The following is a 20413-nucleotide window of genomic DNA, read 5'->3' on the forward strand; positions in this document are numbered from 1 at the left end:
GCAGGATGGGCACGTGAACCACGACACCCACGACACCCACGGCGCGGACACCGAGCACGAGGCACGTACCGGACACGCCGGGCCGGGCGGAGCGTCCGGGGTCGACGCCGGCGCCGACCCCCGGGCACTCATGGCGCTCGCGGAGCGCGTGGCGCGGGAGGCCGGGACGCTCGTGCGGGAGGGGCGACCGCGCCGGGTCGACGTCGCAGCGACCAAGTCGAGCCCGATCGACGTCGTCACCGCGATGGACCTCGCCTCGGAGGCGCTCATCCGGCGCAGCCTCGCGAGCGAGCGCCCGCAGGACGGCATCCTCGGCGAGGAGGAGGGCCTCGTCGCCGGGACCAGCGGGGTGACCTGGGTCGTGGACCCCATCGACGGGACCGTCAACTACCTGTACGGCATCCCCGCGTACGCGGTGAGCATCGCCGCCGTCACCGGCACGCCTGACCCGGCGACGTGGACGGTCCTCGCGGGCTGCGTGCACGCCGTCGAGGACGGGCGCACCTGGACGGCGGCGCTCGGGCACGGCGCGTTCCTCGACGGCGCTCCCATCCGCGTCAACGACGCGCGCCCGCTCGCCGAGTCCCTCGTCGGCACCGGGTTCGGCTACACGGAGCGACGGCGTGTTGCGCAGGCGCGTGTCGTCGCCGACCTGCTCCCGCGCGTCCGCGACATCCGGCGCATCGGCTCGGCGGCCATGGACCTGTGCACGCTCGCCGGCGGGGGGCTGGACGCGTACTACGAGCGCGGTCTGTCCCCGTGGGACCTCGCCGCCGCCGCGATCGTCGCGACGGAGGCCGGGGCGACGGTGACGGGCCTGCGCGGTGCGCCGGCCGGTCAGGCCATGACGGTCGCGGGACCGGCCGAGACGGTCGGGCGTCTCGTCGCCCTGCTCGAGGGGCTGGACGCGGACGACGACGCGCCCGCGGAGCAGGACGCGGTCGGCTGAGGGGCGCGAGCCCGGACATCACGGGCACGACGGGCGCGACGGCTGGGCCGCCCGGGTGGGGAAGGTGCGCTCCGGCGCGGGATAGGGCACAATCCCCTCCGCCGAGCGGGCGCGGGAACAACCGACGTGCGTCGTGCATTGAGTACGTACCGATGTCCTCGCACCCCGTCCGGGGAGCGATCGGCCCACAACGACACGGAGTGTGGATCGCCTGATGGCAACCGACTACGACGCCCCTCGCAAGACCGAGGAAGACCTGAGCGAGGACTCCCTCCAGGAGCTCCAGGCTCGCCGGTCCGACAAGAACTCCGGGGTTGTCGACGAGGACGAGACCGAAGCAGCGGAAGGGTTCGAGCTCCCGGGCGCGGACCTCTCCGGTGAAGAGCTCTCGGTCCGCGTCCTGCCCCGGCAGGCTGACGAGTTCACCTGCTCGAGCTGTTTCCTCGTCCACCACCGCAGCCAGCTGGCCGGTGAGAAGAACGGTCAGCCGATCTGCTCGGAGTGCGCGGCCTGACCCTCGCGTCGCGCATCCTCCACGGCCGTCAGGAGCGCTGACGGGCGACGGGAGGACACGATCCAGGCCGGCGTCGGGTCGGCCGGGTCGACGACCGTGACCACGACGGCGCCGGGGAGCCACGCCCGCACGCACACGAAGGTGCGGGCGTCGGACCCCGGCCCCAGGGCCGCGCGCACCCCCGCGCGGTCGAGCACGCGGCCCTCGCCGAGGAGCCCGACGGGGATGTGGGCGCCGCCGGCGCGCAGCTCGCCGTCCCGCACAGCAACGACGGTGCTCGTCCCGACGGCGACGACGACACCTGCCACGAGCGCCACCGCGCCACCGACGTACGCGGCGACCCGTCCCACGGGGAAGAGCGCGATGAGCACGAACAGGGCGAAGCCGGCGACGAACGACCAGCCGAGCAGGCCCGGCCAGAGGCGCTCGCTGTGACCGTCCACCCGACCGTGCGCCTTCGCCACGGCGCTGCGCGCGTCCCCGCCCGACGCGTGGCCCCGTGCGGTGCTCATGTCCCCGGCGTCGCTCATGTCCCCAGCATCCCAGGTCGGCAACTAGAGTCGGGCGTCGTGGACCAGCCGAGCTCACCCGTTGCATCCCCCGGGGACGGGCCCCGGCCCGACCGCCCGACGTGGCGCGGGCACCGCGCAGGCGACGTCGAGGTGCTCCTCGTGATGCTGGACCCGGACCTCCCCGAGCCCACCTACGCCCACCCGGGCGACGCCGGCGCTGACCTCGTCGCACGGGTCGACGTCGAGCTCGCGCCCCTCGCGCGCGCGACGGTGCCGACAGGTGTGAGCATCGCCCTGCCCGACGGCTACGCGGCCTTCGTGCACCCGCGGTCCGGTCTCGCCGCGCGTCACGGCCTGACCATCGTCAACGCACCGGGGACGGTCGACGCCGGCTACCGCGGCGAGATCAAGGTGACGCTGCTCAACACCGACGCGCAGGAGCGTGTGCACCTGCGCCGGGGCGACCGGATCGCGCAGCTCGTGGTCCAGCGCGTCGAGCGCGCCCGGTTCGTCCGCGCCGAGCGCCTGCCGGGGTCGCACCGGGGTGACGCAGGCTTCGGATCCACCGGAGGGTGGGTTCCGGGCGCGGGCGGCGCAGGCCGGAGCGGTGCTGCCGCACCGCTGGAGCAGCCGTAGCCCTGGGGTGGTAGGCCCGCGCCCCCGGGACGTCTAGGGTCGTGGATGAATCACAGGTCGATCAGGAGGCAGTTCGCGTGGGTCTGTTCGGACGAGGCAAGCGGTCGCAGGACCAGGCCGAGGACGTCGCCGAGGTCGGCACGGACGAGGTCGACGCACCCGAGGGTGCGCCCCTGACCGGTGCACGTGAGCGGGGCCCCTGGGACGTCGACGAGGTGCCGGAGCGCGGCCAGCGCGTCGACCTCGGTGCGCTGTGGCTCCCCGGGCGGGACGGCATGGAGCTCCGCATGGAGATCGAGAAGGTCTCCAAGGTCGTGAGCGCCGCAGCCGTCTCGCTGCACGGCTCCTCGCTCCAGCTCCAGGTGTTCGCCGCGCCGCGGACAGAGGGCATCTGGGACGACATCCGCGCCGAGATCGCCGAGTCCGTGACCAAGCAGGGCGGGTCCGTCGACGACCTCCCGGGCCCGTTCGGTCGCGAGCTCCTCGCCCGGCTGCCCGTCCGGACGAGCGAGGGACGCACGGGTCACCGGCCGGCGCGGTTCATCGGCCACGACGGCCCCCGGTGGTTCCTGCGCGGCGTCCTGACGGGACGCGCCGCGATCGAGCCGGCCGAGGCCGCAGAGCTCGAGGCCGTCTTCGCCGACGTCGTCGTCGTCCGTGGCTCCGAGCCCCGCGCACCGCGCGACCTCCTCCCGCTGGCCATGCCCGGCCAGCGTCCCGCCGTCGCGCCCGCCGAGCCGGTCGCAGCGCCCGTCGACCCCCTCACGCGGGGTCCCGAGATCACCGAGATCCACTGATGGCCAGCGACGTCCAGCGCCCGGTGGAAGGTCGCAAGGGGTTCCGGGCCCGCCTGCACGACCTCGTGAGCACGCAGGCCGAGTTCGACGCGACGCAGGAGCGGCGCGAGACGGTGCGCCGCGGGTGCACCGCCGTCGCCGAGGTCGAGAACCGGCACCGCGCCCAGGTCTCGGGCATCCTGCGCAGCGTCACGCTGCGCCCGCGCCAGACCGTGCCTGCGCTCGAGGCAGAGCTCTACGACGGCAGCGGGAGCCTGAGCCTCGTGTGGCTCGGCCGGCGGCAGATCTCCGGCATCGAGCCGGGTCGCCGCGCCCGGGTCGAGGGTCTCGTCTGCATCCAGGACGGGCGCCGCACGATGTACAACCCGCGCTACGAGCTCAGCCCGCGGCCCGGTGAGTGACACCACCGCCTCGGGCGGGGAGCGGTCGCCTGGGGACGGCGCGGCCGGTCCCGCCGAGCAGCCGGAGGCGTCGGGTACCGCGCCGGGCGCGGGCGACGCGCCCCTGCGCGGCGTGCGCGTGCTGGCGGCCGACGAGTTCTCCGTCGCGGACGCGATAGGCGGCGTGCGCGGGCTCGTCGAGTCGGTGCTGCCCGGGCTCGTCTTCGTCGTCGTGTACGTCGCGACGCGCGAGCTCACCCCCGCACTCGTGTCCTCGATCGCGGTCGCCCTCGCGGCCGTCGTCGTGCGGCTCGCGCAGCGCACCCCGGTGACGCAGGCGTTCTCCGGTCTGCTCGGCATCGGCATCGGGGTCTTCTGGGCGTGGCGCACCGGCGACGCCGAGGACTACTTCGCCTGGGGGCTGTGGGTCAACGTCGCCTGGTCCCTCGGCGCACTCGTCTCGATCCTCGTGCGGTGGCCCGCCGTGGGTGTCGTCGCGAGCCTGGTCCGCGGTCAGGACATGTCGTGGCGCACCGCGCCGGACGCGGCGCACCTGAGGTCTCGGTACGTGTGGGCGACGTGGCTGTGGGTCGCCGTCTTCGGCGGACGGCTCGCGGTCCAGGTCCCGCTCTACCTGCAGGGAGACGCGGCCGTGGCGTGGCTCGGGACGGCGAAGCTCGTCATGGGAGTCCCGCTCTTCGCCCTGGGCCTGTGGATCACGTGGTTGCTCGTGGCCGCACCAGGAGCTCGTGCAGAGCGTCGAGATCGGCGTCCGACCCCGCCACGATGAGGAGCTCGTCGCCCGCCTCGAGCGTGTCGTCGATGCTCGGCGCGATGGGCCGGGTACCGCGCACGACCGCGGCGAGCACCGTGTCGGGCGGCCAGATCACCTGACCGATGCGCACGCCCACGAGGGGTGACTCCGCGGGCAGGGTCACCTCGAGGATGTCCGCACCCGACTGGTGGAACGTGAAGATCTTGACGAGGTCGCCGACGGCGACGGCCTCCTCGACCATGGCGGTCATGATGCGCGGCGTCGACACGGCGACGTCGACGCCCCACGCCTCGTCGAACATCCACTCGTTCTTCGGGTTGTTCACGCGTGCGACCGTGCGGGGGACCCCGTACTCGGTCTTGGCGAGCAGCGAGACGACCAGGTTGACCTTGTCGTCTCCCGTCGCCGCGACGATGACGTCGCACTCGTCGGCCTTCGCCTGGGTCAGGGTGGACAGCTCGCAGGCGTCCGCGAGCAGCCACTCCGCGTCGGCCACCGAGGCGACGCGCATGGCGGACGGCTGCTTGTCGATGAGCGTGACCTCGTGGTCCGCGGCCAGCAGCTCGTTCGCGATCGAGCGGCCGACGGAGCCCGCTCCGGCGATGACGACGCGCATCACTCCACCTCCGGGGGAACTCGGGTCAGCACGCGCTCGACCTTGGGCAGGTCGGTCGCGACGAGCAGCATGTGGACCAGGTCGTTCTCCTGGAGCACCGTGGCCGGGTCGGGGAGCACGCCGTCGCCGTACCGCGTGAGGTAGGCCACCCGCGCGCCCGTCGCCGCCTCGATGTGGTGCAGCGGCCGGCCGACCCACCCGGGATGGACGTCCATCTGCGCCATGACGATCTGCCCGGAGGCGTCGCGGTACTCGTCGGTCGCACCCATCGGGAGCATGCGGCGCAGCACCTGGTCCGCGGTCCACCGGACCGTCGCGACCGTCGGGATCCCCAGGCGCTGGTAGATCTCCGCGCGGTGGGGGTCGTAGATCCGTGCGACGACGTTGCCGACCCCGTAGGTCTCACGCACGACGCGCGCGGCGAGGATGTTGGAGTTGTCGCCGTCCGACACAGCGGCGAACGCGTACGCGTCCTCGACGCCTGCCTGGACGAGGGTCTGGCGGTCGAAGCCGAGCCCCGTCACGCGCTTGCCGGTGAACTCGGAGTCCAGCCGACGGAACGCCTCGGGGTTCTGGTCGATGACCGCCACGGAGTGGCCGCGGCTCTCGAGCGACTGGGCGAGGGTCGCGCCGACCCGGCCGCAGCCCATGATGACGAAGTGCACAACGGCTGACGCTATACCGTCGGCGGCCCAGGCTGCGGGCCGTGGGGCCCGGACGGGTGGTCGGTGCCTGTCGCCGGTCGGGGAGGGAGCCCCGGACGTCCGCGGCACGTACCAGCGGGCCGCGGCAGCGGGTGTCGCCGGGCGGGCCTACCATTGCTCCTCGTGTCGGACATCGCGGATGCCGCAAAACGTCTGCTGCTCGGCCGGCCGGTCAGCAGCGAGCGACTCGGTCACACCCTCCTCCCGAAGCGCATCGCGCTCCCCGTCTTCGCCTCGGACGCGCTGTCGTCGGTTGCGTACGCGCCTGACGAGATCCTCCTCACCCTGTCGCTCGCGGGCCTGAGCGCCGCGCTCATCTCGCCGTGGGTCGGGCTCGCCGTCGCATTCGTCCTGCTCGTCGTGGTCGCCTCCTACCGGCAGAACGTGCACGCCTACCCGTCCGGCGGGGGCGACTACGAGGTCGCCACGGAGAACCTCGGGCCGCGCGCCGGGGTGTCGGTCGCCAGTGCGCTGCTCGTCGACTACGTCCTGACCGTCGCGGTGTCGATCTCCTCGGGCGCCCAGTACGCGGCCACGGCGATCCCTGCCCTGCGCGGCCACGAGGTGCCGTTCGCGATCGGCCTCGTGCTGCTGCTCACGCTCATGAACCTGCGCGGCGTCAAGGAGTCGGGGACGTTCTTCGCCATCCCCACGTACCTGTTCATGCTGGGTGTCGGCCTCACGGCCGTCGTCGGGTTCGTCCGCTACGTCGGCGGGAACCTGCCCCTGGCCGAGAGCGCCGAGCTCACGATCATCCCGGAGGCGGGGTTCGACCAGGGCCTGACCGGCCTCGCGGGCGCGTTCCTCGTGCTCCGGGCCTTCGCATCCGGCTGCGCGGCGCTCACGGGTGTCGAGGCGATCAGCAACGGCGTGCCCGCCTTCCGCAAGCCGAAGAGCCGGAACGCGGCGACGACGCTCGCGATGCTCGGCGGCCTCTCGATCACCTTCATCCTCTCGATCCTGTTCCTGGCGCGGGCGATCAAGGTCCACTACGCCGAGGTCCCGGCGGAGCAGCTCCTGCGGGACGGCGTCCCCGTGGGCGAGGAGTACGTGCAGCACCCCGTGCTGAGCCAGCTCGCGGAGTCGGTGTTCCAGGGCTTCCCGGTCGCCTTCTTCGTGCTCTCCGCCGTCACGGGGCTGATCCTCGTGCTCGCGGCGAACACGGCGTTCAACGGCTTCCCGGTGCTCGGCTCGATCCTCGCGCGCGACGGGTTCCTGCCCCGCCAGCTGCACACCCGGGGGGACCGGCTCGCGTTCTCGAACGGCATCATCTCGCTCGCCGCCGGTGCGATCGTCCTCATCTGGGCGTTCGACGCCCAGGTCACGCGCCTCATCCAGCTCTACATCGTGGGCGTCTTCGTCTCCTTCACGCTGAGCCAGCTCGGCATGGTCAAGCACTGGAACCGGGCGCTGCGCACCGAGCACGACCGCGCCGCCCGGCAGCGCATGCTGCGCTCGCGCACCATCAACGCGATCGGCCTGGGCCTGACCGGGACCGTCCTGGTGGTCGTGCTCATCACGAAGTTCACGCGCGGCGCGTGGATCGCGATCCTCGCGATGGCCGTGGTCTTCGTCACGATGCAGGCGATCCGCCGTCACTACGACGCCGTGCACGAGGAGCTCGCGCTCGGGCCCGACCCGGCCCAGGCCCGTGCGCTGCCCAGCCGCGTGCACGCCATCGTCCTCGTCTCACGCCTGCACAAGCCCACGATGCGCGCGATCTCCTACGCGCGGGCGTCCCGGCCCTCGGTCCTCGAGGCCGTCACCGTGAGCGTCGACCCCGAGGACGTGGCCGCGCTGCGTGAGCAGTTCGAGCAGCTCGACCTGCCCGTCGCGCTCAAGGTCCTCGACTCGCCGTTCCGCGAGATCACCCGGCCGATCCTCGGCTACGTCAAGTCCATCCGTCGTGAGAGCCCCCGGGACCTCGTCGTCGTCTACATCCCCGAGTACGTCGTCGGGCACTGGTGGGAGCACCTCTTGCACAACCAGAGCGCACTGCGGCTCAAGAGCCGCCTGCTCTTCACCCCGGGCGTCGTCGTGGCCTCGGTCCCGTGGCAGCTCGAGTCCTCGGTCGCGCAGGCGTCCCCGCGACCCGGTGAGCGCCCGTGAGCGCCCCGGGCGCCGACGCCGCCGGCGAGGGAGCCCTCGTCGAGCTCGAGGTCGGTCCTGTCGCGCACGGCGGCCACTGCGTCGCGCGTCACGAGGGTCGTGTGGTGTTCGTGCGGCACACCCTCCCGGGCGAGCGGGTGCGTGCCCACCTGACGGACGCGGCCGAGGGGGCGAGCTTCTGGCGCGCCGACGCGGTCGAGATCCTCGAGGAGAGCCCGGACCGGGTGCCCTCGGCGTGGCCCGAGGCGGGGCCCGGCGGGGTCGGCGGGGGCGAGCTCGCGCACGTGGCGCTGCCGGCGCAGCGCGCCTGGAAGGCGACCGTCGTGGCCGAGCAGCTGCGCCGGCTCGCCCACGACGACCGCACCGTCGAGGTCGAGGCGGCGCCCGGGGAGACCGACGGCCTGGGCTGGCGCACGCGCATCGAGCTGGTCGCCGACCAGAACGGGCGTGCCGGCATGCACGGGTTCCGCTCGCACGACGTGCTCGCGCTCACCGGCATGCCGCTCGCCGGGCCCTCGATCGCGGAGCTCGGGCTCTTCGCCCGCCGTTGGTCGCCCGGCGCCCGGATCACCGCCGTCGGGCCTGTCGGTGGTGACCGACCGCTGGTCCTCGTCGACGGCCAGCCCTGGGGCGAGCGCGGCCCGGACCGTCGCCCGAACGCACGGACGTCGGTGCGCGAGGCGGCGGAGGTCGGCGGACGCGCGTACACCTGGCGCGTCGCCGCCGACGGGTTCTGGCAGGTGCACCGCGCGGCGCCCGGCGTGCTCGCGCAGGCGGTCGTCGACGCCGTCGGGGACCGGAACGGCGCGACCGTCGTGGACCTCTACGCGGGCTCGGGCCTCCTGACGGTGCCCCTGGCCGACGCCGTCGGTGAGCGAGGGAGGGTCGTCGCCGTCGAGGGTGACGCGCGCGCGATCCGGGATGCCCGTCGCAACGTGCACACGCGGCCGCACGTCGAGCTGCACCAGGGTGGCGTCCGTGAGGTGCTCGCCGCGGACGTCGTGCCGCGGGCCGACGTCGTCGTGCTCGACCCGCCGCGGGTGGGCGCCGGACGTCAGGTGATCGAGCAGGTCGTGCGCACGGGTGCCGACCGCGTCGTGTACGTCGCGTGCGACCCGGCGGCGCTGGCCCGCGACGTCTCCTACCTCGCGGGGCACGGCTACGACCTGTCGAGCATCCGCGGGTTCGACCTGTTCCCGATGACGCACCACGTCGAGTGCGTCGCGGTCCTCGACCGGGTCTGACGGGTCTTGCTCGTCCGCCGGTCGGCGGCGGCGCGCGGAACCGCCTGTCGTCCGTCGCGCCGGGGCTGTAGCATGTATCTTGATATCGAGATATCTCCGCGGCGTCGAGGTCGATAGCCTGCGAGAGGACCCGGGGCCGGCGGCTGCACGCACGCCGTCACCCCGCGAGAAACCAGGTCTGACAGCGAAGGAGCAGCCGTGAGCAGCGTCGACACGTTCGGGTCGAAGGCCACCCTGGAGGTCGGCGGGACCTCCTACGAGATCTACCGCCTGAGCGCGGTGCCCGGTCTCGACCGCCTCCCGTACAGCCTCAAGGTCCTCGCCGAGAACCTCCTGCGCACCGAGGACGGCGCGAACATCACCGCCGACCACGTCCGCGCGCTCGCAGGTTGGGACCCGGCCGCCGAGCCCAGCGTCGAGATCCAGTTCACCCCGGCGCGCGTCGTCATGCAGGACTTCACGGGCGTGCCGTGCGTCGTGGACCTCGCCACGATGCGCGAGGCCGTGGCCGACCTCGGTGGCGACCCCGACCGCATCAACCCGCTCGCGCCCGCCGAGCTCGTGATCGACCACTCCGTCCAGATCGACGTCGCGGGCCGCCGGGACGCGTTCGAGCGCAACGTCGAGCTCGAGTACCAGCGCAACTTCGAGCGCTACCAGTTCCTGCGCTGGGGCCAGACCGCGTTCGACGACTTCAAGGTCGTCCCCCCGGGCACCGGCATCGTGCACCAGGTCAACATCGAGTACCTCGCACGGGCTGTCATGACCCGCACGGTCGACGGCGTCCTGCGCGCCTACCCGGACACGTGCGTCGGGACCGACTCCCACACCACGATGGTCAACGGCCTGGGCGTCCTCGGCTGGGGCGTCGGCGGCATCGAGGCCGAGGCCGCGATGCTCGGCCAGCCCGTGTCGATGCTCATCCCGCGCGTCGTCGGGTTCCGCCTCACCGGCGCGATCCCGCCGGGCGTGACCGCGACCGACGTCGTCCTGACCATCACGCAGCAGCTGCGGCAGCACGGCGTCGTCGGCAAGTTCGTCGAGTTCTACGGGGACGGCGTCGCCCAGGTCCCGCTCGCCAACCGCGCGACCATCGGGAACATGAGCCCCGAGTTCGGCTCCACGTGCGCGATCTTCCCGGTCGACGGCGTCACGATGGACTACCTGCGCCTGACCGGCCGGTCGCAGGAGCAGCTCGCGCTGGTCGAGGCCTACGCACGCACGCAGGGCCTGTGGCACGACCCGTCGTCGGCCGAGTACGTCGAGCCCGTCTTCTCGGAGTACCTCGAGCTCGACCTGTCGACCGTCGTCCCGTCCATCGCGGGTCCCAAGCGCCCCCAGGACCGCATCGAGCTCACCGCGGCCAAGGGGTCCTTCGCGACCTCGATCCTCGACTACGTCGACTCGGTCGAGGCCGCCGCCTTCACGGGCCTCGACGAGTCCGTCGACGAGACGTTCCCGGCGTCCGACCCCATCGCCGCGGGGGAGCACACCGACAGCTCCGACGCGCCCCACCACGTCACCGGCGGCGACAGCGCCCGGCGCCCGCACCGCCGCGTCCCCATGACGCTCGCCGACGGCACCCGGACCGAGCTCGACCACGGGGCCGTGGTCATCGCCTCGATCACGTCGTGCACCAACACGTCGAACCCGTCGGTCATGCTCGCCGCCGGGCTCCTCGCGAAGAACGCGGTCGCGAAGGGCTTGACCGCGAAGCCGTGGGTCAAGACGTCCATGGCCCCGGGCTCGAAGGTCGTGACCGACTACTACGAGAAGGCCGGCCTGTGGCCGTACCTCGAGAAGCTCGGGTTCCACCTCGTCGGGTACGGCTGCGCGACCTGCATCGGCAACTCGGGCCCGCTGCCCGAGGAGGTCTCGGCCGTCGTCAACGAGCACGACCTCGCCGTGGTCTCCGTCCTGTCCGGCAACCGGAACTTCGAGGGCCGGATCAACCCCGACGTGAAGATGAACTACCTCGCGTCGCCGCCGCTCGTGATCGCGTACGCGCTCGCGGGGACGATGGACTTCGACTTCGAGAACGAGCCGCTGGGCACCACCGAGGCCGGGGAGCCCGTCTTCCTGCGGGACATCTGGCCCGCGCCCGCCGAGGTCCAGGCGACCATCGACACCTCGATCGACCGCGCCATGTTCACCAAGGACTACGCCGACGTCTTCGCGGGCGACGACCGCTGGCGCGCGCTCCCCACGCCCGAGGGAGCGACCTTCGCGTGGGCTCCCGACTCCACGTACGTGCGCAAGCCCCCGTACTTCGACGGCATGGGTGCGACGCCGGAGCCCGTGACCGACATCGCCGGCGCGCGCGTCCTCGCGAAGCTCGGTGACTCCGTCACGACCGACCACATCAGCCCGGCCGGCTCGATCAAGGCCGACAGCCCCGCCGGCGTCTACCTCGCCGAGCACGGCGTCGACCGGCGGGACTTCAACTCCTACGGCTCGCGCCGCGGCAACCACGAGGTCATGATCCGCGGCACGTTCGCCAACATCCGCCTGCGCAACCAGCTCGTGCCGGGGGTCGAGGGCGGCGTCACCGTCAACCACCTCACGGGCGAGCAGACCACGATCTACGACGCCGCCCAGGCGTACGCCGCTGCCGGGGTGCCGCTCGTCATCCTCGGCGGCAAGGAGTACGGCTCGGGCTCGTCGCGCGACTGGGCCGCGAAGGGCACGAGCCTTCTGGGCGTCCGCGCGGTCATCACCGAGAGCTTCGAGCGGATCCACCGGTCCAACCTCATCGGGATGGGCGTGCTCCCGCTCCAGTTCCCGGCGGGGGAGTCCGCGGACTCGCTCGGCCTCGACGGCACCGAGACCTTCGACGTCTCGGGCGTCACGGCGCTCAACGAGGGGACGACGCCGCGGACCGTGGCCGTGCGTGCGACCAGGGCCGACGGCACGACGGTCGAGTTCGACGCCGTGGTGCGCATCGACACCCCCGGTGAGGCCGACTACTACCGCAACGGCGGGATCCTCCAGTACGTCCTGCGGTCGCTCGTCGGCGCCTGACACGAGGCGGTGGCGCGAGGCGGGCGCGGACGGAGACCGGCAGCCATACTCGGCGGATGGGCGACGGACGAGCGGCGAACCTGACGCAGGAGAACGACGGTGACGTGGCGGCCTTCGTCGCGGCGGTGACCGACGACGTCCGGCGTCAGGACGCCGAGGCGCTCGTCGAGCTCATGCGACGCGTGACGGGCGAGCCACCGCGCCTGTGGGGCACGTCCATCGTCGGCTTCGGCCGGTACCACTACGCGTACGCGTCCGGCCGCGAGGGCGACGCCCCCGCGGCGGGCTTCTCACCCCGCGCGTCGGCCACGACGGTCTACCTCATGGACGGCGTCGACGAGCACGCCGAGCTGCTGACCTCCTTGGGCCGGCACCGCGTCGGCAAGGGCTGCCTGTACGTCAGGCGGCTGTCCGACGTGGACGTCGGGGTGCTCGAGGAGATCGTGCGGCGCTCCTACGCGACGCTCACGCGGGGAGAGCCGTTCGGTCGGCGCCTGAGCGGCCCCGGGGCCGGCTGAGCACGGGCTGCGAGGTACCCGGCCGGGTCAGCGGCGGGCGCGCGCGGCGTCGGCGAACGCCTCGAGGCCCTCGAGGGCGCGGGGGACGAGTGCAGGCATCGCCGCATCCGCCTGCGCGGTGAGGTCGCGGATGCCGTGGGTCGCCAGGTCGGCGACCATCTCGGGGACCCGCAGCCACTCGTGGAGCGTCGCGCCGTCGACCTCGAGGTGGAACTGGAGACCGAGCGCGCTGCCGGCGCGGAACGCCTGGACGGGTGTGACGGCCGAGGTCGCGAGCAGTGTCGCGCCGGCCGGCAGCTCGGCGTGGTCCCCGTGCCAGTGCAGGACCGTCGGGCGCTCGCCCAGCGGCGAGAGCACGGGGTCCGGCGCGACGACGTCGACGGGCGCGAACCCGAGCTCCCAGCCGGCACCCGGGTGCACCCTCGCCCCGAGGGCGCGTGCGAGGAGCTGCATCCCCAGGCAGACCCCGAGCACGGGCACGCCCGCGTCCACCGCGTCGGCGAGCAGCCGACGTTCGGCGGCCAGACCGGGGTAGCGCGGGTCGTCGACGTTCATGGGACCGCCCATGGCGACCACGGCGGCGACGTCGCGCGGGTCCGGCAGGTCGGGGGAGGCCTCATCGAGGACGATGCGGGTCACGCGTGGGATGCCGCGGAGCGCGCGGGCGATGAGTGCCGGCCCCTCCGCGGGGGCGTGCTGGAGCACGAGGACGGGGCGACCGTCCGCAGCGCCACGGCCGACGTCCGCTCCGGCCGCGATCCCCCCTGGTGCTCCCATGGGACGACCCTAGCCAGGTCGGTGGGCCGGGGGATCCCCCGGACGGGGTACGACTGGCGCCCAGGCGCCCAGGCGCCCAGACGCCCAGACGCCCAGGCGCTCAGATGCGCACGGTCACGCTGCGCGACCGGTCCCAGGGCTCGCTCCACCCCAGGACGTCGAAGAGCCGGTCGAGCACGAGGGCCGTGAATCCCCACACGACGTGGGGGCCGACGACGAAGGCGGGGCCGGGCCGAGCGGGTGGCCGGCGCAGGCTGGTGATGGCCGCGGTGCCGCGGTTGGCCGGGTCGAGCAGGTCGGCGACGGGTGCCCGGAACACGTGCGCGGACTCCTGGTGGTCGACCACGCCGACCGGCGAGGGGCGCGCCCACCAGGCCAGGACGGGCGTCACGCGGTGGTCGCTCACGGGCACGGGGAGCTCCCCGAGGGTCCCGAGCACCTCGACGCCCGCGGCGTCCAGCCCGGTCTCCTCCACGGCCTCGCGCAGGGCGGCGCCGACCGGTCCGTCGTCGTCCGGGTCCACGCGCCCACCCGGGAAGGACACCTGGCCGGCGTGGTGCCTCAGCGAGGCCGCGCGCCCCACGAGCAGCACGTCGAGGTCGGCCGGGACGGACGCGGAGCGGTGCCGCGCCGGGACGCGGTCGAGGGCTCCGAGCAGCACGAGCACGGCCGCCGGCCTGGCGGTGGGCGAGGGCGCGGGCCAGCCGGGCCACGCCATGCCCTGGGCGGCGAGCGCGGTGAGCTGCTCCCGTGCCGGGCGGGCGGTCACGCGGGGGTCACCACCCGTCGGGCAGCGGCCGGCCCTCGTCGTACCCGGCGGCGGACTGGATGCCGACGACGGCGCGCTCCGCGAGCTCCTCGAGCGTGGTCGCGCCCGCGTACGTGCACGCGCTGCGCAGGCCGGAGGTGATCTGGTCGAGGAGGTCCTCGACGCCGGGGCGCGCGGGGTCGAGGTACATGCGTGAGGAGGAGATGCCCTCCTCGTAGAGGGCCTTGCGGGCGCGGTCGAAGGCGGACCCACCGGCCGTGCGCGCGGCGACGGCCCGCGCCGACGCCATGCCGAAGCTCTCCTTGTACAGGCGGCCGTCGCTCGTGCTGTGCAGGTCGCCCGGGCTCTCGTGCGTCCCGGCGAACCAGGAGCCGATCATGACCTGGGACGCGCCCGCGGCGAGGGCGAGGGCGACGTCACGGGGGTGGCGCACGCCGCCGTCGGCCCACACGTGGGCACCGAGCCGGCGTGCCTCGGCCGCGCAGTCGAGGACCGCGGAGAGCTGCGGGCGACCGACGGCGGTCATCATGCGCGTGGTGCACATGGCGCCCGGGCCGACCCCGACCTTGACGATGTCCGCGCCCGCCTCGACGAGGTCGCGCGTGCCCTCGGCGGTCACGACGTTCCCGGCGACGACGGGGACGCCGGGGTCGAGGCTGCGCACCGCCGCGAGGGCGTCGAGCATCTTGCGCTGGTGGCCGTGAGCGGTGTCGACGACCAGGACGTCGACGCCCGCCTCGAGGAGAGCGGCTGCCTTGGCGCGGACGTCCCCGTTGATGCCGACGGCCGCCCCGACGCGCAGGCGGCCGGCAGCGTCGAGCGCGGGCGTGTAGATCGAGCTCCGCAGGGCGCCGGTCCGGGTCAGGACGCCGACGAGGGCGCCGTCGCGCACCACGGGGACGAAGCGCCTGCGGTTCGCGTGCAGGCGCTCGAACGCGGCCTCGAGGCCGCCAGGGCCTGCCACGACGTCGGCCTCGACGACCGTCGGCTCGGGCGTCATGACCTCGGAGACCTGCGTGAAGCGGTCGACGCCCAGGCAGTCCGCCTCGGTCACGACGCCGACCGGACGGCCGCGGTCACCGACGACGACGGCGGCGCCGTGCGAACGCTTGCCGATGAGGGTCAGGGCCGTGTGCACCGTGTCCGACGGGCCGACGACGACCGCGCTCTCGACGACCGTGTCCCGCTGCTTCACCGTGCGGACGACGTCGGCCACGACGTCCGTCGGGATGTCCTGGGGGATCACGGCGACGCCGCCGCGGCGCGCGACGGTCTCGGCCATGCGGCGTCCCGAGACGGCGGTCATGTTGGCGACGACGACCGGGATGGTCGTGCCCGTCCCGTCCGTGGTCGACAGGTCCACGTCGAAGCGGGAGGTGACCTCGGAGCGTGACGGCACGAGGAACACGTCGCCGTAGGTCAGGTCGTTCGTCGGCTGGTGGCCGGGCAGGAAGCGCATGGGACAAGGGTACGGTCGCGTGCCGACGGGCCCGGCCCAGGGCCCGCGTCCGCGGGCCTCGCGTCGTACGATGGCCGGATGGCCTTCCTGCCCCGGATCACCTCGCCCGCGGACGTCCGCGCGCTGCGCCCCGGCCAGCTCACGGCACTCGCGCTCGAGATCCGGCAGTTCCTCATCCAGGCGGTCTCCCGCACGGGCGGGCACCTGGGTCCGAACCTCGGGGTCGTCGAGCTGACGCTCGCGCTGCACCGCGTGTTCGAGTCGCCGCGGGACACGATCGTGTTCGACACCGGCCACCAGTCGTACGTGCACAAGCTGATCACGGGACGCACGGACTTCTCCGAGCTCCGCCAGCGCGGCGGCCTGTCGGGCTACCCCAGCCGGGCCGAGTCGGAGCACGACGTGGTCGAGAACTCCCACGCGTCCACGGCCCTGTCCTGGGCCGACGGCATCGCCAAGGCGTACGCCCTGCGGGGCAACGTGGACCGGCACGTGGTCGCGGTCATCGGCGACGGCGCCCTGACCGGCGGCATGGCCTGGGAGGCGCTCAACAACATCGCGGCCGGGCACGACCGTCGTCTGGTCGTCGTCGTCAACGACAACGGGCGCTCGTACGACCCGACGATCGGGGGGCTCGCGCACCACCTCGACATGCTGCGCACGGCCCGCGGCTACGAGCACGTGCTCGCCTGGGGCAAGCGCACGCTGCGGCGCTCCGGCCCGCCCGGCAGGCTCGCGTACGACGCGCTGCACGGGCTCAAGAAGGGCATCAAGGACGTCGTCGCGCCGCAGGGCATGTTCGAGGACCTGGGGATCAAGTACATCGGACCCGTGGACGGGCACGACGTCGCGGCGGTCGAGCACTCGCTGCGGCTCGCGAAGGCGTTCGGCGGCCCGGTGATCGTGCACGTCATCACGGAGAAGGGCCGCGGGTACGTCCCGGCCGAGCAGGACGTGGCCGACCGTTTCCACGCCGTCGGGCAGATCCACCCGGAGACGGGCCTGCCCGTCGCGCCGTCGCGCTTCGGCTGGACGTCGGTGTTCGCCGACGAGATGGTCCGGATCGGCCGTCGTCGCCCCGACGTCGTCGCGATCAGCGCGGCGATGCTCCAGCCCGTGGGTCTCGCGCCGTTCGCCGCCGAGTTCCCGGCGCGCACGTTCGACGTCGGCATCGCGGAGCAGCACGCGGTGACGTCAGCCGCCGGCATGGCGTTCGCGGGGCTCCATCCGGTCGTGGCCGTGTACGCGACGTTCCTCAACCGGGCGTTCGACCAGGTCCTCATGGACGTCGCGCTGCACCGCGCGGGCGTGACCTTCGTGCTCGACCGCGCCGGCCTGACGGGTGACGACGGCGCGAGCCACAACGGCATGTGGGACATGGCGCTCCTGCGGGTGGTGCCGCGCCTGCAGCTCGCCGCCCCCCGGGACGAGCCGACCCTGCGTTCCGCGCTGCGCACGGCGATGGACGTCGACGACGCGCCCACCGTCGTCCGGTACCCCAAGGGGCCGCTGCCCGACCCGCTCGAGGCGGTCGAGGACGTGGACGGCGTGGACGTGCTGGCACGGCACGACGGCGCCGCGGAGCCCGTGGGTCGCGTGCTCGTCGTCGGCGTGGGGCCCATGGCGCACACCGCCGTCGAGGTCGGCGCGCTTCTGGCCGCCGAGGGCTACGCGGTCACGGTCGTCGACCCGTGCTGGGTCCTGCCGATGCCCGCCGCCCTCGTGAAGATGGTGGGTGAGCACGGGCACGTCGTCGTGCTCGAAGACGGTCTCGTCGAGGGTGGTGTCGGCGCGGCCCTGGCGCAGCGCGCGGCAGAGGCCGGGCTCAGCGTCCCCGTGCAGCCCGTGGGCATCCCGCTGGGCTTCCTGGACCACGCGACGCGTACCCAGCTCGTCGAGGCCCTGCGCCTGCGGGCGGCGGACGTCACGCAGGACGTGCTCGGCCAGCTGCGCCACCGCGCCGGCTGAGCCGTCGCCGCCCTGGTCGCGGTGGTCCGGCGTGATCCGACCCCGTGGGTCGCCGCCGGGAAAGTGACGCACGTCACGGCGCCCGCGGAAGGCTGGACCCGAAGGTCCCAGGTCATCCCATGTCTTGGCCCGTAGCGTCGTAGACACCGGAGCCCGACCACGAGGGAGAGAAGTTCCATGGCCATCACGGCAGACCACGGCATGGCGGTCACCCCGCAGCCGAGCGAGAACGACCAGTCGCAGGCATGGCGCGGTTTCGTCGCCGGTCCGTGGCAGGACGCGGTGGACGTGCGCGACTTCATCCAGCGCAACTACACCCCGTACACCGGTGACGCCGAGTTCCTCGCGGGCGCCACGGAGCGCACGACGGGCGTCTGGGGCAAGCTGCTCGCGATGTTCCCGGAGGAGCGCGCCAAGGGCATCTACGACGTCGACGCCTCGACGCCCTCCAGCATCACGGCGCACGCGCCCGGCTACATCGACCGCGACAACGAGCTCATCGTGGGCCTCCAGACCGACGCGCCGCTCAAGCGCGCGATCATGCCCTACGGCGGCTGGCGCATGGTCGAGGGCGCCCTCAAGACCTACGGCTACGAGGCCGACCCGCTCATCGCGAAGACCTTCACCGAGTACCGCAAGACGCACAACGCCGGCGTCTTCGACGTGTACCCCCCGGACGTCCGCGCGGCCCGCAGCTCGCACCTCATCACGGGCCTGCCCGACGCGTACGGCCGCGGCCGCATCATCGGCGACTACCGCCGCGTCGCGCTCTACGGCGTCGACGCCCTGATCGCCCAGAAGAAGCTCGAGCGCGTCGAGCTCGACATGGAGCGCAGCACCGAGGACGTCATCCGCGAGCGCGAGGAGAACGCGGAGCAGATCCGCGCCCTCGGCGAGCTCAAGCAGATGGCCGCGTCCTACGGCTACGACATCTCCGCGCCGGCGAGCAACGCCCGCGAGGCCGTCCAGTGGCTGTACTTCGCCTACCTGGCCGCCGTGAAGGAGCAGAACGGCGCGGCCATGTCGCTGGGCCGCACCTCGACCTTCATCGACGTGTACATCGAGCGCGACATCGCGGCCGGCGTCCTCACCGAGGAGCAGGCGCAGGAGATCATCGACGACTTCGTGATCAAGCTGCGCATCGTCCGGTTCCTGCGGACGCCCGAGTACGACGCCCTCTTCTCGGGCGACCCGACGTGGGTCACCGAGTCGCTCGGCGGCGTGGGTGACGACGGTCGCCCGCTCGTCACGCGCACCTCGTTCCGCTACCTCCAGACGCTCTACAACCTGGGCCCGGCCCCCGAGCCCAACCTGACGGTCTTCTGGAGCCACAAGCTGCCCGACGGCTTCAAGCGCTTCTGCGCCCAGGTCTCGATCGACACCTCGGCGATCCAGTACGAGTCCGACGAGCTGATCCGCTCGCAGTGCGGCGACGACGCGGCCATCGCGTGCTGCGTGTCCGCGATGACGGTCGGCAAGCAGATGCAGTTCTTCGGCGCTCGCGTCAACATCGCCAAGGCGCTCCTGTACGCCATCAACGGCGGTCGCGACGAGGTCAGCGGAAAGCAGATCGGCCCCGTCACGATGCCGATCAGCGGCGACGTGCTGCGGTACGACGAGGTCTACGCGGCCTACGACGGGCTCCTCGAGTGGCTCGCGCAGACGTACGTGGACGCGCTCAACTGCATCCACTGGTCGCACGACAAGTACGCCTACGAGCGCATCGAGATGGCGCTGCACGACCGCGCCATCCTGCGGACCCTCGCGTGCGGCATCGCGGGCCTCTCGGTCGCGACCGACTCGCTCTCCGCGATCAAGTACGCCACGGTCAAGCCGGTCCGCGACGAGAGCGGCCTCGTGGTCGACTACGTCGTCGAGGGTGACTACCCGACGTACGGCAACGACGACGACCGCGCCGACGACATCGCGGTCGAGCTCGTGCGGAGCTTCATGGAGAAGATCCGCCGTCAGCCCACCTACCGCAACGCCAAGCACACGCAGTCCGTGCTGACGATCACGTCCAACGTGGTCTACGGCAAGCACACCGGCAACACGCCCGACGGGCGCCGCGCCGGCGAGCCGTTCGCCCCGGGGGCCAACCCGATGAACGGGCGCGACACGCACGGCATGCTCGCGTCGGCGCTGTCGGTGGCGAAGCTTCCCTACGACGAGTCCCAGGACGGCATCTCGCTCACGTCGACGGTCGTGCCCTCGGGCCTCGGCCGGGACCGCACCGAGCAGATCACCAACCTGGTCGGCCTGCTCGACGGCTACAACGTCTCGCAGGGCTTCCACGTCAACATCAACGTGCTCAACCGCGAGACCCTCGAGGACGCGATGGAGCACCCGGAGAACTACCCGCAGCTGACCATCCGGGTGTCCGGGTACGCGGTCAACTTCGTCCGCCTCACGCGTGAGCAGCAGCTCGACGTGCTGTCGCGGACGTTCCACGGCGGGCTCTGACCCGGCCACAGCCGACCGTTCCGGTCGGTCGGCAGCAGTGACCGCAGCGGCGGGGCAGGTGTCCACGGGCACCTGCCCCGCCGCTGCGTCGTCGGTGGGCGGACCTCGGGTGGCGGCGTCGGCGGCGTCTGTGGCGTCGGTCACATCCGCCCCACGCGGACATTCGTCCTATGAATTTGGGCCGATCCTCGACAGACTGAGG

At 73.0% G+C, this 20413-nt stretch carries 18 protein-coding genes; 12 read left to right on the top strand and 6 right to left on the bottom strand.

The annotated features are described in order from the left end of the window. Positions 1-130 precede the first annotated feature (130 nt). A complete protein-coding gene (locus FZ988_RS05325) occupies positions 131-949 on the top strand; it encodes an inositol monophosphatase family protein (protein ID WP_149203098.1) in 819 nt (272 codons plus the stop codon). 214 nt (positions 950-1163) lie between these two features. Beyond that, positions 1164-1463, top strand: coding sequence for a DUF4193 domain-containing protein (locus tag FZ988_RS05330; protein WP_149202947.1), 300 nt, complete (start codon positions 1164-1166; stop codon positions 1461-1463). On the opposite strand, the gene FZ988_RS05335 is transcribed toward FZ988_RS05330, so the two are convergent. After that, positions 1433-1993, bottom strand: coding sequence for a DUF3093 domain-containing protein (locus tag FZ988_RS05335; RefSeq protein ID WP_246169226.1), 561 nt, complete (start codon positions 1991-1993; stop codon positions 1433-1435). The two genes, FZ988_RS05330 and FZ988_RS05335, sit on opposite strands and share 31 nt — an antisense overlap. 132 nt (positions 1994-2125) lie before the next feature. On the opposite strand from FZ988_RS05335, the gene dut reads away from it, so the two are divergent. The 4 genes from dut (at position 2126) to FZ988_RS05360 (ending at position 4578) form a co-directional block, all read left to right on the top strand. Beyond that, on the top strand, positions 2126-2611 hold the full coding sequence (dut, locus tag FZ988_RS05340) for a dUTP diphosphatase (protein ID WP_281287157.1): 486 nt from the start codon (positions 2126-2128) through the stop codon (positions 2609-2611). Between the two features lie 77 nt (positions 2612-2688). After that, the gene (locus tag FZ988_RS05345) at positions 2689-3408 is read left to right on the top strand and encodes a DUF3710 domain-containing protein (RefSeq protein WP_149202950.1); all 720 of its coding nucleotides are present in this window, start codon (positions 2689-2691) and stop codon (positions 3406-3408) included. Continuing rightward, complete coding sequence (locus FZ988_RS05350; protein WP_188078975.1) at positions 3408-3809, top strand: OB-fold nucleic acid binding domain-containing protein; 402 nt, start codon at positions 3408-3410, stop codon at positions 3807-3809. Before FZ988_RS05345 ends, FZ988_RS05350 begins: the two co-directional genes overlap by 1 nt. Then, positions 3802-4578: a DUF3159 domain-containing protein gene (locus FZ988_RS05360; protein WP_246169228.1), complete on the top strand. Its 777-nt coding sequence runs from the start codon at positions 3802-3804 to the stop codon at positions 4576-4578. The genes FZ988_RS05350 and FZ988_RS05360 overlap by 8 nt, the downstream gene beginning before the upstream one ends. Here FZ988_RS05360 and FZ988_RS05365 read toward each other — a convergent pair. After that, complete coding sequence (locus tag FZ988_RS05365) at positions 4505-5179, bottom strand: potassium channel family protein (RefSeq protein ID WP_149202951.1); 675 nt, start codon at positions 5177-5179, stop codon at positions 4505-4507. The two genes, FZ988_RS05360 and FZ988_RS05365, sit on opposite strands and share 74 nt — an antisense overlap. After that, positions 5179-5829 carry a potassium channel family protein gene (locus FZ988_RS05370; protein WP_149203101.1) on the bottom strand — a complete coding sequence of 217 codons (651 nt, stop codon included), beginning with the start codon at positions 5827-5829 and terminating at the stop codon, positions 5179-5181. The genes FZ988_RS05365 and FZ988_RS05370 overlap by 1 nt, the downstream gene beginning before the upstream one ends. 177 nt (positions 5830-6006) lie before the next feature. On the opposite strand from FZ988_RS05370, the gene FZ988_RS05375 reads away from it, so the two are divergent. The 4 genes from FZ988_RS05375 to FZ988_RS05390 all read left to right on the top strand — a co-directional run bounded on the left by FZ988_RS05375 (position 6007) and on the right by FZ988_RS05390 (position 12775). Beyond that, positions 6007-7992 (top strand): APC family permease, encoded by a 1986-nt coding sequence (locus FZ988_RS05375; RefSeq protein WP_149202952.1) that lies wholly within the window; start codon positions 6007-6009, stop codon positions 7990-7992. Further along, positions 7989-9236, top strand: coding sequence for a class I SAM-dependent RNA methyltransferase (locus FZ988_RS05380; RefSeq protein ID WP_149202953.1), 1248 nt, complete (start codon positions 7989-7991; stop codon positions 9234-9236). Before FZ988_RS05375 ends, FZ988_RS05380 begins: the two co-directional genes overlap by 4 nt. Before the next feature lie 198 nt (positions 9237-9434). Continuing rightward, complete coding sequence (locus FZ988_RS05385) at positions 9435-12257, top strand: aconitate hydratase (RefSeq protein WP_149202954.1); 2823 nt, start codon at positions 9435-9437, stop codon at positions 12255-12257. A gap of 56 nt (positions 12258-12313) precedes the next feature. Beyond that, positions 12314-12775 (top strand): DUF1801 domain-containing protein, encoded by a 462-nt coding sequence (locus FZ988_RS05390; protein ID WP_149202955.1) that lies wholly within the window; start codon positions 12314-12316, stop codon positions 12773-12775. A 27-nt stretch (positions 12776-12802) separates the two neighbouring features. Here the strand turns inward: FZ988_RS05390 and FZ988_RS05395 are convergent, their stop codons facing one another. From FZ988_RS05395 to FZ988_RS05405, 3 genes are all read right to left on the bottom strand, one after another. Next, positions 12803-13552, bottom strand: a complete 750-nt coding sequence (locus FZ988_RS05395) for a type 1 glutamine amidotransferase (RefSeq protein WP_149202956.1) — start codon at positions 13550-13552, stop codon at positions 12803-12805. A 100-nt stretch (positions 13553-13652) separates the two neighbouring features. Then, positions 13653-14270: an NUDIX hydrolase gene (locus tag FZ988_RS05400; RefSeq protein WP_149203102.1), complete on the bottom strand. Its 618-nt coding sequence runs from the start codon at positions 14268-14270 to the stop codon at positions 13653-13655. Between the two features lie 58 nt (positions 14271-14328). Further along, positions 14329-15780, bottom strand: coding sequence for a GuaB1 family IMP dehydrogenase-related protein (locus tag FZ988_RS05405; protein WP_149202957.1), 1452 nt, complete (start codon positions 15778-15780; stop codon positions 14329-14331). Positions 15781-15858: 78 nt separating this feature from the next. On the opposite strand from FZ988_RS05405, the gene dxs reads away from it, so the two are divergent. Together dxs and pflB are read left to right on the top strand one after the other, a co-directional pair. Then, entirely contained in the window at positions 15859-17748 is a 1890-nt protein-coding gene (gene dxs / locus FZ988_RS05410) for a 1-deoxy-D-xylulose-5-phosphate synthase (protein ID WP_149202958.1), read from the top strand. A 201-nt stretch (positions 17749-17949) separates the two neighbouring features. Beyond that, positions 17950-20211: a formate C-acetyltransferase gene (gene pflB / locus FZ988_RS05415; RefSeq protein WP_149203103.1), complete on the top strand. Its 2262-nt coding sequence runs from the start codon at positions 17950-17952 to the stop codon at positions 20209-20211. Positions 20212-20413: the final 202 nt, after the last annotated feature.

Origin of the sequence: Actinotalea subterranea (assembly GCF_008364845.1) — a bacterium.
Taxonomy (GTDB): domain Bacteria; phylum Actinomycetota; class Actinomycetes; order Actinomycetales; family Cellulomonadaceae; genus Actinotalea; species Actinotalea subterranea.

Coding starts and splice junctions, on each gene's coding strand:
- FZ988_RS05390 (WP_149202955.1), top strand. CDS start 12,314: ATGGGCGACGGACGAGCGGCGAACCTGACGCAGGAGAACGACGGTGAC.
- FZ988_RS05405 (WP_149202957.1), bottom strand. CDS start 15,780: ATGCGCTTCCTGCCCGGCCACCAGCCGACGAACGACCTGACCTACGGC.
- FZ988_RS05350 (WP_188078975.1), top strand. CDS start 3,408: ATGGCCAGCGACGTCCAGCGCCCGGTGGAAGGTCGCAAGGGGTTCCGG.
- FZ988_RS05325 (WP_149203098.1), top strand. CDS start 131: ATGGCGCTCGCGGAGCGCGTGGCGCGGGAGGCCGGGACGCTCGTGCGG.
- FZ988_RS05330 (WP_149202947.1), top strand. CDS start 1,164: ATGGCAACCGACTACGACGCCCCTCGCAAGACCGAGGAAGACCTGAGC.
- FZ988_RS05395 (WP_149202956.1), bottom strand. CDS start 13,552: ATGGGAGCACCAGGGGGGATCGCGGCCGGAGCGGACGTCGGCCGTGGC.
- pflB (WP_149203103.1), top strand. CDS start 17,950: ATGGCGGTCACCCCGCAGCCGAGCGAGAACGACCAGTCGCAGGCATGG.
- FZ988_RS05335 (WP_246169226.1), bottom strand. CDS start 1,993: ATGAGCGACGCCGGGGACATGAGCACCGCACGGGGCCACGCGTCGGGC.
- FZ988_RS05400 (WP_149203102.1), bottom strand. CDS start 14,270: ATGGCGTGGCCCGGCTGGCCCGCGCCCTCGCCCACCGCCAGGCCGGCG.
- FZ988_RS05365 (WP_149202951.1), bottom strand. CDS start 5,179: ATGCGCGTCGTCATCGCCGGAGCGGGCTCCGTCGGCCGCTCGATCGCG.
- dxs (WP_149202958.1), top strand. CDS start 15,859: ATGGCCTTCCTGCCCCGGATCACCTCGCCCGCGGACGTCCGCGCGCTG.
- FZ988_RS05370 (WP_149203101.1), bottom strand. CDS start 5,829: ATGGGCTGCGGCCGGGTCGGCGCGACCCTCGCCCAGTCGCTCGAGAGC.